Consider the following 16,995-nt stretch of genomic DNA (forward strand, 5'->3'; position numbering starts at 1 on the left):
CAAATCATTGCGTTTACGTTATTCGCTTTAACCTTAAATTGGCAGCGATTGTTTAGTAAAGTGGAATACCCCACATGTAGATGCACATCAATTTAATTGGCTAAATTACTCAATTCGAAGACTCTTTATTGCAAGGCTTGCTTCGCCACCTTCTGTGTCTGTCAAGTCTGGTACAAAGTAAAGTGCGGAAACATGCTTGAGTATGACCCCTTTGTCTTTTGACCAAGCAGGTGTCCAGTTGGGTCTGGCAAAATCATTCAGAGCTACGTTGATTGTTTGCCAAGTATCTGATGCTGGTAATTTAGTTTGGTAGTGAGCATAGCTTTTATCACCTGAGCCGCCATACTCCTGTTGCGATAACTTAACTATCAAAGCGTTATCACTTTTATACGTCAGTGCAATGTTGAATTGAGAGGGGAGCTGTTTAGTGGGCAAGTCGTAAATAAGCTCTACCCAAGAGTTGTTTTGTTTATCGACTCGCGGCACGCGTTTAAACTGAATAGCAACTTGCTCTTCATTAACAAGCGGGCCGTTCAGAATTGCTTGGCTGCCATGCGGATCGGTCGCAAAACGCCACTGTTTTGGCTTTAAGTTTGGCTGAGTATAGCTACAGCCAGAAACCGCTACAAAAAGTAAAAGTGATAAAAAACGCACAGAAAAATCCTTAGAACAACGTCCCTAAAATATAATTTTTTAGTTTATTTACATGGAGGTAATATGACAACGGGGCGCATGTGCATTTTTGGCCAATGTTAGAAAATTTCAAGTCATCATACTTCTATGTGGCTTGCTAAAGTTATGGCGCCGATCATGAGAGATTGATTTATTGGTGTGGTTGATCTCATACTGTTTCTAATGCAGGTGAGCTAGGGCCTAGCAAACAAATAAGGAGTCGTATGGAAACGGAGTTTATCTCTTTTATATTTTATCTTTTTGTATTTATTGGCGCTGTTTTTGCCCTACAAGATAGACAAAGGCTTAAGCAACTCGTTAAAAAAGTACATCAGTTACAAAATACGATAGAGCAGCAAAGTCGCCGGATCTCGACACTTGAAGGTCGTGAATTCTCAGATCAAGCATGCTCAGAGCAAACACATTCAGAGAATAAGCTTTCTGAGTGTGGACAAAAGAATGGCGAAACAGCTGATAGTACATCATTAACAGCACGGACTGCATTGGGCGAATCCACGGCAACAGCCAATCATACACAACCTCAGCAGCCTGAAAGCACGGTCACTATCGCAAGAGCTAAGCCTAGTAAGAGTAAACCAGCTTTTGAATTTGACTTTACTTTAGATGCCTTATTAAAAGGAAATGGACTTTTTTGGATAGGTGCCGTAGTGCTAGCCCTTGGCGGCGTTTTTCTAGCTAAGTACTCTATTGAAGCCGGACTTCTTCCCCCAAGTGTGCGAGTGATACTGGGCGCTCTTTTTGGAGTCAGCTTGGTTACTGCCGCTGAAGTTGTAAATCGCTACAAAGAAAAGCTAAAAATTAATACTCCGTACATTTCTGCAGCGCTTGCCAGTGGTGGCGTGATCACTTGCTTTGCCATGACATTGGTTGCTTTTGATTTCTATCATTTTATACCGGCTAATATGGCCTTTATTTTACTCGCCATTATTTCCTTGGTTGCGACCTCTTTGGCACTGCGATTTGGCCCTGTGCTCGCAGGTATTGGCATCGTTGGTGCGTATGTCGTGCCTGCTTTGGTATCGACAGGTTCTAATAATATCGGTGCGTTACTGCTGTATATCAGCTTTGTTTCACTCTCTGCGATATGGGTTGCGGATTATGTGAAGCAAAAATGGTTGTGGTGGCAAAGCTTTGTTGGTCATTTCTTATGGTTTTGCACCGCGGTTGCGGTTGGTGGAAGCAGCGACTTTTGGGTGCTGCTGATTTTTGCGCTTATCTCAATGTACTTATATGTGTTGGTAGACGTACTGGGCTGGCGCCTGACGAATTCAATGATAAGTCCGTTGCCGGTCAAAGATCTATTAATGCCAAGAAAAGAGCAATTGGGAATTTTACTCCCACTGTTACTTATCGCATGTGCGCTAATAATAAAAACCCATATCGATACGCTTATTTGGGCTAATGTCTTATTTGCTAGCGTGGTTTTGTGCGCGGCTTATAGACATAGTGCATTGGATAGTTGGCCATTTTATTTACTATTGTTTGTACTTCTCTCATTCTACTTGATGCCCAAAGTGGGCACTTTCGACGACGTACTTTTTCCTTTCACCGGTAAGTATTTGTTTATCCAAGTAGCAGTGGTCATCACGATGTTATTTAGCATGATGATGATTAAGCGATACCCATCAAGACTCGCTTATTTGATGCTGTTGAACGTGGCACCACTTGCGCTTTACGGTGTAAGCTACGCTATTTCTCCGAGAGTCGCAGAAGCAATTTTATATCCTGTATGGGCGGTTGAGATGTTGGCCATCGGGCTCTTCGCTTTGTATTGTGCGATGAAAACGGATACCAATATTCAGCAGGTCACTTACCTTATTTTGGCGAACGCCATGCTGAGTTTGTGTTTTACGATGTTACTCTCGGCAAGCTCGTTGACGTTAGCGATTGCGGCACAAGTGGCGTCTATGAGTTATTTGAGCTGGAAGTACAAAGTGCGTATACCTGATTGGTTGTATAAGGTTGCACTTATTGCCGTTGTTACCCGTCTTACTTTTGCGCCTTGGCTTGCAGATTACAAGCACGAAACGATTTTAACTATACATTGGACACTTGTGGTCTATCCGCTGGTGCTGGGCATTATTTGGTTTGCTACCAAATACAACCCTTCAAAGGCCCTGAACACTTGGTTTATGGGCGTCGCAATGCATATTGTGGCGCTTTTGGTCACGACCGAAACAAGTTATCTCTTGATTGGTGACTACCCTGATTTTACTAATCTCGGTTTCCAAGAATCCGTGTTGCTTGCTTTGAATTGGCTGGTGCTTGGCGCTGTATATCTGTGGCGAGGGCAGCTCAGCGACAAGGACAACAGACTTTATCCGCTTGCCGCGAGCTTGCTATTACTTGGAAGCGCGTTGCTCCACACCGATATTTCGTTTGCCAATAATCCGTTTTTTGACAGGCAATATATTGGAGACGGTGTGTTTAATTGGCTACTTTTGCAGTGGTTGGCACCAGCATGTGTATTCGCTGTCATGCTCCAGTTTAAGTTAATACCACCGCAATTTAAGCGTTTGGTATATGGACTGATAGCCGTGCTAGGGGTCTTGTTTATCAATGGTGAAATTCGGGCGTTATTTCATGAGGGTTTCCTTGTGCTGTCGATGCCGATGGAGCAATCCGAGTTATATACCTATTCGATTGTTTGGCTATTGATTTCAACCGTATTGATTTTTGTTGCCAAGCGGATAGAGCATAAGGTGTTGATTAACGCCGGTTTTGTAGGGCTAGCCATTGTTATTTTAAAAGCCTTTGTGGTCGATATGGCAAACCTTGAAGGTTTGCTGCGCGCCTTGTCTTTTATCGGTTTAGGCTTATGTCTGGTGGGAATTGGTTGGCTGTTTCAAAAAATGCAGGATCAGCCCAGAGAGGTAAAACCAACGGCGGACTGATCCTTACATTTTTACAAGCAGTAACCACCGTCAACAGTGATGTGCGCGCCGCGCATTGCTGTTGACCCTTCACCAGTTAAAAAGTCTAAGCTTGCTAGCATTTCTGTTGCTTGTAACATGCGCCCTAATGGAATAGACGCCAACCCTGCATTGAGCTCGGCTATTTGTTGCTCGCTCATTCCTGCTTTATTTTGGATTTCAGTATGGGTCACCCCAGGACGCAGGTGGTTAATACGTACTCCACGGTCACTCCATTCTAAATTGAGCGTTGCTGCTAGCGCCTCAAATGCGGCTTTGCTAGCGGCATAACTTGCCGCTCCTGCAAAAGCACGCTGTACCGCAATACTTGATACATAAACAACACTACATGGATTATTCATTGCAGGTAACAAGTGCTGTAATAGCATTGCTGGGCCTGTGAAGTTAATAAACATGGTCGTATTTAAATCGCTTAGCTCATTGTCTGCAAAAGGTTTTGGATAGAATACACCCGCATTTAAAATCACCGCGTCAAGCTTAATATCTTGTGCTTGTAGCGCCTTAGGTACGCTTTCAAAGTGGGCTGGAACGCTGTTGTCACAGAGCAGCCCTCGCACTTGTGATGGATGGGCTGCGCATGCTCGTAGCTGGTTTTCGACCGTTGCAATTTTGTCTTCGTTTCTTCCCGTAAAAATGACTTTCCAGCCTTGGGTGAGGTAATGCTTGGCAGCTGCAAATCCAATTCCAGCGGTTGCGCCAGTGATCAAGATGGTTGGTAATGACATGGTAAATCCTTATGCGTTATACGATGGTATAAATGACATTGTAGTGATTGCAATTCGTGCTGATAAGATGATAAAAAACGAATTGATAAGTTCTCTTAGAGAAACAATGAAATGGAATTACACAAGCAATTAGAAAATTTGTATTTATTTAGGCTAGTGGCCTCTATAGGTAGTTTTCAGGGCGCTGCCGATAAAGTGCAGTTACCACGCTCGTCGGTCAGTAAGCGCATATCGCAGCTAGAGCAGCAGCTCAATGTGCGTTTATTAGAGCGCAGTACGCGTAAATTGGCACTGACCCAAAGCGGCAGCCAATTACTCAAAAGTACTGAAAAGTTGCAGGAAGTATTAAGTCAGACTGAGCAGTTAAGCGAGCAGCAACGTTCAACGCCAAGCGGTAAGGTAAAGATCAGCTGCTCGACCTTAATGGCTGAACGCTATTTGCTGGCTAAACTACATGATATTTCTAAACAGTTTCCTGATATACGCTTCGAGCTGAACTTGACGGACGATATTGTCGATTTAATCGATAATCAGATAGATATTGCTATCCGAATAGGGCATTTACCTGATTCTTCGTTACTTGCTAAGAAAATCGGTGAAAAATCCTTTGCTTGGTTTGCCAGTCCGGAGTATTTGGCTGTAGCCGGCACGCCTGACTCCCCCGACGCTTTATTGAGTCATCGTTGCTTGGTATTTAAAAATAAAGGCACCACCATGGACAAATGGCCATTTGTCCATCAAAACGGTCAGGTGTTCAACATCAAGCCCCATGCCGTAACGTATTGTGATGATGCCCGTGCAATGGTGCAACTTGCGGTGCTTGGACAGGGGGTTGTGATGGGAGACCCTTACTACGTTCAACAGGAATTAAACCAAGGTCAGTTGGTACCTATTTTAACCGAATACGCACATCCTGACCGCCAACCAATTCATTTAGTGTGTTTAGGTAAACAAGGCCGCAGTAAAGCCGTACAGTGTGTATGGGAAGCATTAAGCCATAGTTTGAATAGGATGTAATTGTGGCGTCAGGTTCAATCACTTCAACATAACTGGTATTCTACGCGGCATACTGAGTAAGTGAGAGTAAAGAGATGATCAACGATAAAGATATCATTGAAACTTTGGACGAGCTGGAAGCTTTTTTGCTGCTAATTGATAACGGTGGCTTAGGGTTGCAAAACGTGGCAGGTGTGGCACTGGCAACGAACAACAGCGATGGCAGACCATTTATTGCGATTTTGGATGATAAACACCAATTGTTGTTGGGTCGTTGGGTATCTCAAGACGTGTATGAAAACGGCAAAGACATGGTTCGTTACGGACCAAAGAAAGCGCATTAATATCCTTTGAGTATCCGCATCGCAGGATTTAGGATTGGAGTGCAGGATAAACCCGCTGCCAATCCGTTTTTGTCGGCGGTTATATGAAACTGCATCTGTGCTTAAGCGTCGTTTTCAATATACACGGAGTCGCTTGCCATAAGCTCTATGGCGACGATTTCAGAGCGATTCATGGTGAGTTTATATCTTTCTAACTGAATTCCCTGAGAAGATTTAAACCGCATTACCAAGTTGATTTGATAGCGACGTTCAACTGACTTTTTCGAGACCTTTTTCCCTTCAAGGCTATAAAGCTTTCCTGCACCTTTTTTTAGATAGCGTACAAACGAACTCATGTTAAAGGTGATACGTTGTTGTACTTCTTCGTAACCGGGTAAAAACTCATCAATATGTACTTGGTTTTTACAGCAAAAATGCAGTAGATGCGCAGCTTGTTTATTTTGCTGTCGACGCTTCTTTAGTAGCTTATCAACGTCTTCTGGTAGGTCTTTTTTACGAATATGTTCCAGCCATATCGTTTGTGTACAAACGATGGCGTCCGTCACTGAGTTTTTAAACTTGTTGCGCCACTTTGGCCGGCCGCGTTGAATATGACGCCATGCCCACTGGGTTAAGTCTTCTTTGAATGTTTCTCTAAGGCCATAAATTACCCCAAGCAAAGCGATAAGGGCGACTGTGACTTCTTGAAAGTTAGAGCGGGCGTTGAGCACAATAAACATCACGAAGGCCATGATAATACCAGTAACCACACCGCGAACTAAACGCTTTAGATTGGTACTTAAGTCGATGGTTTGTTTGTTAAAAACAACGCCATATTCAATGAGCCTTTCAAGCAATTTCATTTTATTGGTAATGCGGTTTGGGTCATCCAACGTGACTTGGGAGTTGTAGCTCTGCTCCTCACGGTATAGGTTCTCTCGTTGACAGAAACTAACAATACAGCTTCGCTCATGACTAAAGTCGCTTGACTTAGGCCCGCTAGCGATGAGTTTCAAAAACGCTTGCTCAGTATGCCAGCTGAGGTAGTTATCTGCGTTTTGATAGTAAGGCTTAAGCTTATTGTCTGGTGGCGTGTAACGCCTGAGCTTCTTCAATAGGCGTTCAGTTTCTTCCACCAATAATTGTGCGGCTGGATAAAACTCATCGGCCTCTTTTAGCTTCAATGTCTGCTTTACATCGGCATCTAGCGCAATGCGGATCTGGTAGCAAAATAGGTTTAGATTAACGCGGTAATCGGTTTTTTGACCTTTGCTTTGGCTGATAAAGCGGCTACGTACCAAGGGGAGATGAAGCTGCTCCGAGTAGTATGCACTGTGGCTTTTTATATTGGCATTAAAGTAGTCTACTTCGTTCAACGTGTTGGTATTAATCCCCATATCGGTTGGGATTGAAAAATACAGGTCGAGTTGGTTTGTCTCTTTGGGAAGGAGTTGATAGTTGATTTTAAAAGATAAGCTTTCGTCTTGACTTAGTTTGGCTCTGCTCACTCGGGTATGGTGCCTCCTTGAATTAACACTTTGTAATTATAACATAGATAAGTGTATGAAAGCTGAAACGGGTTTATAGGTTATTGTTCTCGCTGTTTAATGGGTTCTGCTAAACAATTCTCATCTTTAGAAAATCACGAAAAATAAAACCTTTAATGATTGATGTTTTTATTTTGTTAATTATGTTGATAGTTAGTGTTATCAATACTAGTGTTGGTGGTGAAATTTCATACGTTAAAAGGAGGATTAGATGAAAATTTCACACTTATCAGCTGTATTAGTAGCAGTATCAACAACCTGCTCTAGCCACGCACTAGAACATAAATTGACCCCATCAGGAGTAGTGAGTCAATTTGGTGCAGTCAAATCTATGAAAGACCGAAACTTAATCGAAAAGCCAAGCAAGGGGGTTTCACACATATCATTTAATAGTGCTGAATCAGCTCTAGATATTACTCCTGTTTGCCCAACTTTATCTACGGGAAATCTGTATACGATTAATAACTCGCAATCAGGTGATGCGAATTGTTATCACTTTGAAATTACTGAACGTAGCAAAACAACCGCTTTGTTGGTTGATCAAAATGCACTGACCGATGTCAATTTATCTATTTTGCGTCACAATAGTGATGATACTTACACCACAATTGGCAGCTCTGCTAATGCAGGGAATCAAGATGAAGTAGTTGTTGCGCTTACCGAGCCCGGACATTATTACTGGTATATGGAGGTGGTTGAATCCGATGGGTCGCCTTTCAGTTTTGGCGCAGCAGTAGCGACTAATCTAGACGAATATGAGTTCAATGATACGGTTGCATCGGCAACTGTTTTGCCAGATCAGCAAACAAGCTTGGTCGCTAATATGGATGCTGTCAATGACATCGATTATTTTCAGTATTCTGCAGCACGGGGGCAGGATCTTTTTCTGTCACTACAAAGTACCGCAAGTAATGAATATATTTTTGAGGTATACAACAATGGGTGGGTTTTGTTAGATAATAACCAGTATATTTCTTTAACTGGACTACAGGTAAATCAAGTCGTTAATTTTAGAGTTAGGGCTAACCCAAATGTCGCAACAAATCCAAGCAATACCTATAATTTGAAGGCTGGATCAGTGGCTTCTATCCGAAAGCGTACCGTTTCAGGAGAAGATAACGTGATTCGTATTCCCGGCTCCGCATACGACAATCCATACCTTACTGTACAAGCCTATAATAAAATTACCTGGTCAGCAGAGTTAGAGGATTCGACAGGAGCGCCTGTAGCCGGGGCAACAGTTCGGCTTAGGTTAGTTAAAAATTGGCGTCAAGGAAGGGGATCTGCTGTTAATTATGACATTACGACGGGCCCTGATGGTAAAGCTTCTCGCGTGATTGATCTTGGTAATTGTGACCCTAATGAGTACCCGGTTCGCCATACTGATTATGATCGCGGCTATAGAAACCTTTGGGAATCTGATTTTGAGCGTGGTGAATGGCAAGTAGTCTCGCCATTAGGGGTAAATTCAAGTAATGAGCAAACTACGAATGCACTTTGGGGCGCGATTGGTCATATTTGTTATCAAAGGCTGATTTCTAGTACGCCATCTTAGTACACATATAGGAAGCCTTAATGGACTTGGGGGCTTCCTCTTTAATGCGGTATTGGTGGCGAGCTATCTCTCAATGTTTCTTTTACGTGAGCCGTGATGAACTCACCAAGTTACTTTTTCGCCTTCATTTAAAATATACAGTGGCGTTTGGGCTTTTAGCACTTGTTGCATATGCAGTAAGCGGAAAAGCGCTGAATGTGAAGTTTTATCTCCCATTTTCCAACTAGCATTACCGTAGCCCCACGGCACCATAACCTTGCAGCCCAGCTCTTCTGCGGCAGTCAGTGCATCTTCTGGTGTGGTGTGTACTTTACGATACCAATCAGGATGTTCTTCGCTGTAGTATGAAGCAATTGGAAGTAGGCACACATCAATATCACCGTATTTTTCATGAATGTCTTTGAAGTGCGGTGAATATCCAGTATCTCCAGCAAAAAATAGAGTCTTGCCTTGGTGTTCTAATATCCAGCCACCCCATAGTGCAGCGCCATGATCTTCGTATAAAAATGGCACCCAAATACGGCTGCTAAAGTGATTTGCTGGTACAAAGTGTGCAGTTACTTCACCAAGCTGTTTACTTGAATACCACTCCATTTCAGAAACTTTGTATCCATCTTCAGGAAAGTGCTCTGCAAATCCAAGCGGGGTGAGGTAATTTGGTCCAGTACCAATCGCTTCGATATCGCTCTTGTTAAAATGATCGTAATGAATGTGGGAGTACATTACCGCATTGGTTTGCTGTAACTCTGCTTGACTGAGCTGTGCAGGTTGATTGCGATTAAACCCTTCTGAGAGGCGAAATGCCCAGTTTACAGGCCAGTCAAATTGAGCCGTGACAGGGTCAAACAAAAACTGTTGTCCATCTTTGGTGTTGACTTTAAAACTCGCATGTCCGAGCCATTGGATAGCAAAGCCAGTATTGATTGAGAGAGTGGGGTTGTTGCCAACGTAAGTGCAATCTTGCATTTCGGACTGACATTGAATTTGTTGGGTGACTGGATAGCAGTTTTCTTCGCAAGTCACGGGATAATCTTTAAACTTATTGTAGATGTTGGAATATCTATCTTCATACCCTTCTACAGAGCTATGTTTTACCACGGAAGACTCAGATTTTATTCGCTCTACAACATTACTATTACTGCAGCCTGTTAATGTGATCATGACTGCCAAAGCAAGCCTTTTCATGCCCATTCCTTTTTATAATTATTAGCTTTTTTTGAGTTTACCAATAAAAGGGGGCGGGGTGTAGCGGTGAATTAAGCCTTAGGTGAGGGTTGGATTAGTGCATAACCCAACGCTCATTGTGGGTTAGAGACTAGGAATTACGTTCCTGCGCCTCAAACTTATATCCCGCTCCGTAAATGGAGTGGATAAAGTCGTATTTAGGCGCGATGCTTTGCAGCTTTTTACGAATATTTTTGATATGGCTATCTATGGTTCTGTCGCTAACAATGTGGCTGTCATCGTAGATGTGATCCATCAATAAGTCGCGGCTATAAATTCGGCATGGGTGTCCGTACATTGCCTTTAAGAGCATAAACTCGACATAAGTGAGTGTCGCTCTCGCGTCGAGGAAGGAGACAAACAAGCTCTCTTCGTCCAATTTAAGTTTGCTCTCGGTTTCTGACACTGTGCCGCGCTCATTTAGCGTCACGCGTCTTAAAATCGCCTTCACCCTTGCGACGACTTCTTTTGGACTATAGGGTTTACACACATAATCATCAGCACCCACTTCAAGACCAAGGAGACGATCGATTTCTTCTACTTTGGCGGTGATCATGACAATTGGCACGTTAGAATAAGCTCTGATCCGCTTGCAAATTTCGATACCGTCAAGATTAGGCAGCATGAGGTCGAGTAAGATAAGGGCGGGTTGCTGTTGTTTAAAAGCCTCTTCAGCCAAAGCGCCATCATGAACACAATGGCTGGTATACTCGGCTTGAGCCAAGTACTTACTTAAAATATCGGCAAGTTTTGGTTCATCTTCGACGATTAAAATATGTTTGTTTGGCACGGGGGAAACTCATTATTATTTCAGTTCAATAATAATAGCGAGACCACCCAGTTCGCTCAAGTCCGCAGTGATTTTTCCGTTGTGGGCAGCAACAATACTTTGGCAAATGGCTAAACCAAGGCCAGAGCCACCCGTTTTTCTACTCCGTGCTTCCTCTACTCGATAGAGCCTATCAAATAGTTTGTTTAGCTGTTCCTGTGGTACAGAAGGTGCGCTGTCCTGCCAGTAAATTATCGTTTTATCTTGTCGTTGTATGACTTTTACATCGAGATTTCCGGGTTGTTCAGCTGAGGAGTCTGTGTAACGCAAGGTGTTTTGCAGTAAGTTGTCGAATAGTTGCCCAAGGCGCTGCTCGTCACATTCTAAGGTAATATGCTCATCGCATTGCAGAGAATAAGCAAGATGGTGCTTTTCAATTTGGTGACTACTTTTCGCAAACGTGCGTGAGAGCAGGTCGTAAAGGTTTTCTTTATCCATGTTGTAAGTAAGTGCACCGCGGTCTGACAGCGATAGTTGATGTAAATCGTCCACCAGCCGAGTCAATCGTTGGATCTCTTCGTTAAGCGACATCAGTTGTTCAGGATCGCTTGCGATAATGCCATCAATCATTCCCTCAAGTTCCGCGCGGATCACGGCAATCGGCGTGCGTAGCTCGTGCGAAATATCCGCTATCCATTGCTGCCTAGCTATTTGGTTCTGCGCTAATGTGTCTGCCAAACGGTTCATATCTCTGGCAAGCAAACCGAGTTCATCTTTACTCGCGATATCGACGCGAGCATCGTAATTTCCTTGTGTCAGTGTTTTTGCATTGCGGCGCAACAACACGATTGGGTTGACCATATATTTACTAAAAGGCACGGCAATCACTAAAGTAACCAACAGCGCGACAAGCGCAATGATGATGAACTGCTTACGTTGTTGCTCTGCAAACAGTTGGTCGAAGTCATTGCGTACCAAGCCACTTTGCTCGACACCTAAGTAGGCGATAATCTGTTCGCGTTTAGGCTGCGCCAAATGGTCGCTTTGATAGACTGGGAACCACAGCGAAGTCTGCTTACTTTTCGGTGTGCCCATGATAATATTACCTTGTGCGTCTTTGATCAGCAGGCGCTTTTTATTGTCAAAACGCGGTGGGGGACCATCACGTCTTCTTGGTCCTCCTTCGCCTCTTTCACGATGTCTTGGTGGTGGACGAGAATGTAGCCTGTCTCGCGGGCGCTCGTCCTCAGAAAGACCATAAAAGCTACGTACTATGCTGTCCCAATCCTCAGAGCCTCGATACACCCAGTCCAAAGAACCATGGCGTGCGTAAGTCTCGGCAACTTGCGTTACCACATTTTTGAGTTGTGCCCGAGAGGTATTTTCAAGATAGGCAGTAAAGCTTTTTTCAAACGCTAATTTATTGGCGATATAGATAGCCAGCACCAATGTGGTGTTGGCTATCAAAATTATCAGCAATAGTTTGACGCGAATGGTCATTTTCATGGTTGTTGTTATTCCACCGGTTAACGTTGTGCATGCAAGCGTAAATTATCAGGGTCTGGTGTGCGACGGTTTGGCACCCATCTTCTTACGCACTGTTGGTCTTTTGCACACTTGTCTGTCAAGGCATGTAAAAACGCAACGAGATCCTGCTTTTGTTGTGGCGCTAAATTAGCGGCAACAAAGGGTGACTGGCGCAGTAATGCTAACGCCGCTTCACTATTTTCTCTCGCTTGTAGGTTTAGTGTGTCACACTGAGCGGTTAAGGAAAACTGCTTTAATCCACAAGCACCACCACGTTGAAAAAATTGCTCGACGGTTTGCTCAGGGTTTGAGTAATGATTGACCACTTGTTCTAACGACTCGTAGGCTCCTGCGTGACCATATGGCGCCGTCAGGGCAACATTGATTAAGCTCGGGACTCTAAACGCAAATTGATTGCGAGGCGAGGGGTCAATTGCAGCGCGTCCGATATCGGCCTGATTATCTTGTGTACCAATACCATACTGTGGAAAGGCGAGGTTAAAGAAACCATCGTTAGTGAAACGTTCACCACTGTGGCACCCAACACATCCTGCACCGCCTTCAGCTACTGGAGTAAAAAAGAGTTTAGCACCACGTTTTTGTTGAGCACTAAGTGCGCCACGGTCACCACGGGCATAGCGATGCCAATCGGTATCCACCATCACAAATGACGCTTGATACTGGCCGAGCGCAAAGGCAATACTATCAAAGGTAATTAAGGTTTGCGCGTCAGCTTGCGAGTTGAATGCTTCTCTAAAGGCCTGAAGCCAATCATTGGTGGCCAAGCCTCCGGCTTCATCACCGTAATCGCCAATGCGCTGGGCTAAATGTGAGCGGACTTGTTCATTGGTTTCGGCACTTTCGAATGCCTCTCCACGCATTTCTTCACGAGAGGTGACAGGAAAGCGAGACAGGGTTGCAACTAGTGAATCTGCCACGTTTACATCTGGTTGGTTAAAACCTGAATCAGGTGTACTGATAAAACTGCTTTCATTGCCTTGGTCGTCAGTGATCGTCACACGTTGAACACGGCCGTCCCAAAATAAAGCGTTGTTGGCAAATCCGGTATTAAAAATGGTGGGAGAGTTACGTGGAATATTGATGTCATCGTCGACTGCTTGGCGACCAGGGCCTATCACATCACTTTCTACTGCGTTTGTACCTATTGGCAACGAAAGGCCATCGGCACCACCGAGCCTTGGATCGTGACAGCTCGCACAGGCGACTGATTTTTCTCCCCCAAGGGCTTTGCTAAAAAATAACTGCATGCCGAGCTGAGCAATGGGATCTGAGATCCTCGGCAGTTGTTGCGCACCTGCAACTCTGCCAGTAATACCGCGAGCACGCATAATTTGTGAGAGTTCATCATCCAGCGCCGAGTTTGGTTGTGGCTGGCCTGGAGGCGGAGGTGGTAGAGGCTTATGTTGTGCTGCTATTGGTAAACTTGCCACCGCGGTAACAAGTGCCATTGCACGTAGAAAGTTCGCGTTGTTCATCGTTATTCCAAACCTTATTGTGATTCGAGTTTTAAAATTGGCAGGCAAAAGTGCAGAGAATGTGAAAATGGAAGTTTTTGTTTTGGATGAAGGGTTATCGAACGTAAAATATTTAGGATTGATGTGTATTTTAGTTGTTTTAATTTTAGTTCAAACATTGTGTTAGCATAAGCCACGAACGCTTTATGATGATTAATTTGCTCGTGGCGTAAAGATCTTATCCAATCAGAAAAGAATACACTTTATTATCTGTTTACATAGTTTCCGCGATATAGCCACATTGAATCCATGTTTTCATTGTGATTAACAAGACCAACACCTGTAACAACTGAACTATTACCTGATGCTGGTGGGAAATATGAAACTTCAATACCGCCACTTCCAGGGTCATAGCAAGTTTTTGATTGGTTCGTTGATTTAACTCCCGTACCGTAGAATATCTCAGAGCCTAGATTTCCTTGACTATCAAATTTTCGGTAACTCACCCGCAGCGCTGCAATATCATCTGAACCATTGATGCGCCACTCCATACCTGTAATTGCGATATTGTCGGATGTATTTACGTACTGACATTCAAGCTCGTGACTTGGTTTGCTGCCGTAGTTTTTGCTGTAAATCTGACTAAATTCACCATTGCCTAATATTTGACGATACCACAAGGTGACGGTAGTTACCGTTGTGTTTCCAGCTCGAGCACCAATACCAACTAAAACGTGATCAGGAATTAACATTGGGATTGGGTTTTGCTCAGGAACCATAGTTGCACGTTCACCATACTTATATACATCGACATCAGTAATATAGTAACCCGAGTTATTTGCTTGTACTAACGGTGAGAGTAATAAAGCCGCGACCGGCAAGATATGTTTATTTTTCATAGTATAAGTCCTTTAATTAAAATATGAACAAAGAAGTTTGGTATCATTTCACACTTGTTTACATGTGTAAATGAAATGAATATAATTTGTTTAGTTTGGGTTTGTTCATATTTCCTAATTAAAGCTAAAGAAGTCTCACCACGTATTTAATTGAGTCATTCACTTAATTGATATTTAGCTCGTGTAAGTGGGATTTGTATGCGACGTATTGAGCTTGGGAAGGCTGATAGAAACATAGGCTCAACAGCGCTAATATCAAATGCGTATGCTGGCGCATTGTCATATTCGCCGAATAAGGCGGTAACCTGAGAAAAAGACGTAGGTACAAGCTTGTATGGCGCTAGCGATTGCGGTATATCAAGTTGATATTGATATGCTTTCACCAGTTGTAATGCGTGATCAAAGTGGCAAATATTCCAGCTTTGATTTTCATTGTTTAGCTGCAAAGCCCACACCCCATTTTTATCGGTAGCGACAGAGTATGGGTTTTCACAAGGCGCAGGTAGTGACTGTGTGTTACTGCGCTGCCAAGCACCCTGGTGATTCAAACAGAGATTCTCTTTGCTATTAAGCGTCACGACTCGTGTGCTGAGTCTTGCTTTACAAGCATCTTCCACAGGTAACCAATAGGCGGGTTTGGTGGTGGAAAGTACCATAAATCCAGCAGGTCTTTCTGGGTCGTGCGAGGTCCATCCAATAAAATAGTGGTTGTCTACGCGCCACTGATCGTAGCTTAACCGACCTCGTTGGTATTTAGTAGCTAAAGGCAAAGCGCCTTGTCGGTCCGCAAACTGGCAATGGATGGTGTCACTCTTAAGTTTACAGGCTGACTGAACCCTATCGAAATTGAGAGGTATTGCAGCATCTGGATAGTTTGGTGGAATAAAGCGCGTGTGCGGCAACGATGTTGGTCTTAACTCATTATTGTCTGATTGTTCAAAGCGGCACTCTGGCCGCTCAGTAGAGGGTGCTAAGGCTACTTTATCGCTAGACATAGCGAGCTCGCAGCTTAATAAATCAAAGCTTGCCGAAATGCTAAAGATAGCGAGATAAATTAGCCAAGCGATATTCGTCATTATTTTCCTAATTCAAAATGAAAGTCGGTAACCTGTAACGATTTAACTTGAGGCACGAAATAGCTAGTATCGTAGATATTGCTGTAGTCATGCCAAGCTTCACCTTCGCTATCAAGCTCGTTATCATTAGGAGCAAGCCAAGGTTCTAAAGGTTCAGTTAAGAAGCTGACATGTAGGTGATTCTTATGATTTGATTTAACATCTGTAACGCCTTTCAAATTATCGGCAAAGATAATTTTAGTTGCGCCTAACTGTACCAAAGCGTCAACTATCGTCTGTGTGGCTTGGCGATGGTAGTGTGCGTCACCAACGCTAACCGGGCCTGATGATGTTCCTATCGGACGAATATCTACTGTACCACCAAACTTGTGCGTAAAATGAGGAGGATTTATTCCACCCCAGCGCATGGTTGCTCCCGTTATTGTGAGATAATTTGGCATCCCGACAGGTTTGTTTTGTACGTTTTTCCAAGCTTGTCCTAAATTTTGTAACGCACTTAGCAAGTCTGGGTGTAAGTGGCGGCCAACTAGACCTGCTGTAGTAAGCCCCTCACTTGCGCGGTCTGGAATGTTGACTAAGCCTGTTACTGCGCATTTTACGATTAGCTGAGCCTGCAAGTTACCAGTTGAGGCTGTTAACTTATCAGAGCCTGGCTGTTGTTCATTACCGCAGCTATGGAAGTTATTTACGGTAACTTTCACTTGGCCATTAGCATCGGTCACTAGACTTGAAGCTTCGTAAGGAGCACGTAATCGGAACAGCCCTTGGTCTATTCTTTGAATTACCGTTGCTCTTGAACCACTAGGAAAACGATTTGCCATGGTATTTTTATCTCGCCAACTTGATGTGGTGAGCGTGTTATAAGTTGAATTTATAGTAATGGCTTTACCAACGGCCGGTCTGCCATCAGAATAGGTTAATGTTAATGTCCAAAGCGCGCTGTTGCCATTTTTTGGGTATAAAGTGACTTCACTGGCATTTTCAAGCCACTGCTGACCAAAATAAGCCTTTCCATTCGGTGTTGTAATGAGGCCGTCATAATCAAGGTTAGTGTTGATCGAAAGGGTTGGTTGAGGTGTCTTGGCGGATAAGTGGGCACAAAATCCCAAGGCAACACAGATTAGTGCATTTCTTCTGTTCATCGTTAATCTCCTTTTATTAATCGATATGAACGTGATTACTGCGTTAAATTTGCTTTGTTTTAAGAAAACACCCAGCGAGACAAAAGTAATGATAGTAAAGCTATCGCTTTT

Annotated in this window: 14 protein-coding genes; 4 read left to right on the top strand and 10 right to left on the bottom strand. The window is 43.6% G+C overall.

The window, feature by feature from the left end:
* Positions 1–105: 105 nt before the first annotated feature.
* The gene (locus GSF04_RS09470) at positions 106–654 is read right to left on the bottom strand and encodes a carbohydrate binding domain-containing protein (RefSeq protein WP_211859372.1); all 549 of its coding nucleotides are present in this window, start codon (positions 652–654) and stop codon (positions 106–108) included.
* A gap of 242 nt (positions 655–896) precedes the next feature.
* On the opposite strand from GSF04_RS09470, the gene GSF04_RS09475 reads away from it, so the two are divergent.
* Entirely contained in the window at positions 897–3,587 is a 2,691-nt protein-coding gene (locus tag GSF04_RS09475) for a DUF2339 domain-containing protein (protein WP_211859373.1), read from the top strand.
* Between the two features lie 11 nt (positions 3,588–3,598).
* On the opposite strand, the gene GSF04_RS09480 is transcribed toward GSF04_RS09475, so the two are convergent.
* Positions 3,599–4,351: an SDR family oxidoreductase gene (locus tag GSF04_RS09480; protein WP_249122462.1), complete on the bottom strand. Its 753-nt coding sequence runs from the start codon at positions 4,349–4,351 to the stop codon at positions 3,599–3,601.
* 111 nt (positions 4,352–4,462) lie between these two features.
* Between GSF04_RS09480 and GSF04_RS09485 the strand changes: the two genes are divergently transcribed.
* Positions 4,463–5,368 (top strand): LysR family transcriptional regulator, encoded by a 906-nt coding sequence (locus tag GSF04_RS09485; protein ID WP_211859374.1) that lies wholly within the window; start codon positions 4,463–4,465, stop codon positions 5,366–5,368.
* Positions 5,369–5,442: 74 nt separating this feature from the next.
* Entirely contained in the window at positions 5,443–5,691 is a 249-nt protein-coding gene (locus GSF04_RS09490; RefSeq protein ID WP_010370646.1) for a hypothetical protein, read from the top strand.
* Between the two features lie 101 nt (positions 5,692–5,792).
* Here GSF04_RS09490 and GSF04_RS09495 read toward each other — a convergent pair whose 3' ends face one another.
* Entirely contained in the window at positions 5,793–7,178 is a 1,386-nt protein-coding gene (locus tag GSF04_RS09495) for a hypothetical protein (protein WP_211859375.1), read from the bottom strand.
* A 250-nt stretch (positions 7,179–7,428) separates the two neighbouring features.
* Between GSF04_RS09495 and GSF04_RS09500 the strand changes: the two genes are divergently transcribed.
* A complete protein-coding gene (locus tag GSF04_RS09500; RefSeq protein ID WP_211859376.1) occupies positions 7,429–8,772 on the top strand; it encodes a hypothetical protein in 1,344 nt (447 codons plus the stop codon).
* A gap of 102 nt (positions 8,773–8,874) precedes the next feature.
* On the opposite strand, the gene GSF04_RS09505 is transcribed toward GSF04_RS09500, so the two are convergent.
* The 7 genes from GSF04_RS09505 to GSF04_RS09535 form a co-directional block, all read right to left on the bottom strand.
* On the bottom strand, positions 8,875–9,957 hold the full coding sequence (locus GSF04_RS09505; RefSeq protein WP_211859377.1) for an MBL fold metallo-hydrolase: 1,083 nt from the start codon (positions 9,955–9,957) through the stop codon (positions 8,875–8,877).
* A gap of 130 nt (positions 9,958–10,087) precedes the next feature.
* Positions 10,088–10,786 (bottom strand): response regulator, encoded by a 699-nt coding sequence (locus GSF04_RS09510; protein WP_039492087.1) that lies wholly within the window; start codon positions 10,784–10,786, stop codon positions 10,088–10,090.
* 15 nt (positions 10,787–10,801) lie between these two features.
* Complete coding sequence (locus GSF04_RS09515; RefSeq protein WP_039492090.1) at positions 10,802–12,271, bottom strand: ATP-binding protein; 1,470 nt, start codon at positions 12,269–12,271, stop codon at positions 10,802–10,804.
* A gap of 20 nt (positions 12,272–12,291) precedes the next feature.
* Positions 12,292–13,788, bottom strand: coding sequence for a cytochrome c peroxidase (locus GSF04_RS09520; RefSeq protein ID WP_211859378.1), 1,497 nt, complete (start codon positions 13,786–13,788; stop codon positions 12,292–12,294).
* Between the two features lie 245 nt (positions 13,789–14,033).
* Positions 14,034–14,666, bottom strand: a complete 633-nt coding sequence (locus GSF04_RS09525) for a hypothetical protein (RefSeq protein WP_017217857.1) — start codon at positions 14,664–14,666, stop codon at positions 14,034–14,036.
* 155 nt (positions 14,667–14,821) lie between these two features.
* Positions 14,822–15,742 carry a hypothetical protein gene (locus GSF04_RS09530; RefSeq protein ID WP_130126737.1) on the bottom strand — a complete coding sequence of 307 codons (921 nt, stop codon included), beginning with the start codon at positions 15,740–15,742 and terminating at the stop codon, positions 14,822–14,824.
* The gene (locus GSF04_RS09535; protein WP_211859379.1) at positions 15,742–16,884 is read right to left on the bottom strand and encodes a hypothetical protein; all 1,143 of its coding nucleotides are present in this window, start codon (positions 16,882–16,884) and stop codon (positions 15,742–15,744) included. The genes GSF04_RS09530 and GSF04_RS09535 overlap by 1 nt, the downstream gene beginning before the upstream one ends.
* Positions 16,885–16,995: the final 111 nt, after the last annotated feature.

The sequence above is a fragment of the Pseudoalteromonas sp. A22 genome (assembly GCF_018141345.1).
GTDB lineage: Bacteria > Pseudomonadota > Gammaproteobacteria > Enterobacterales > Alteromonadaceae > Pseudoalteromonas > Pseudoalteromonas maricaloris.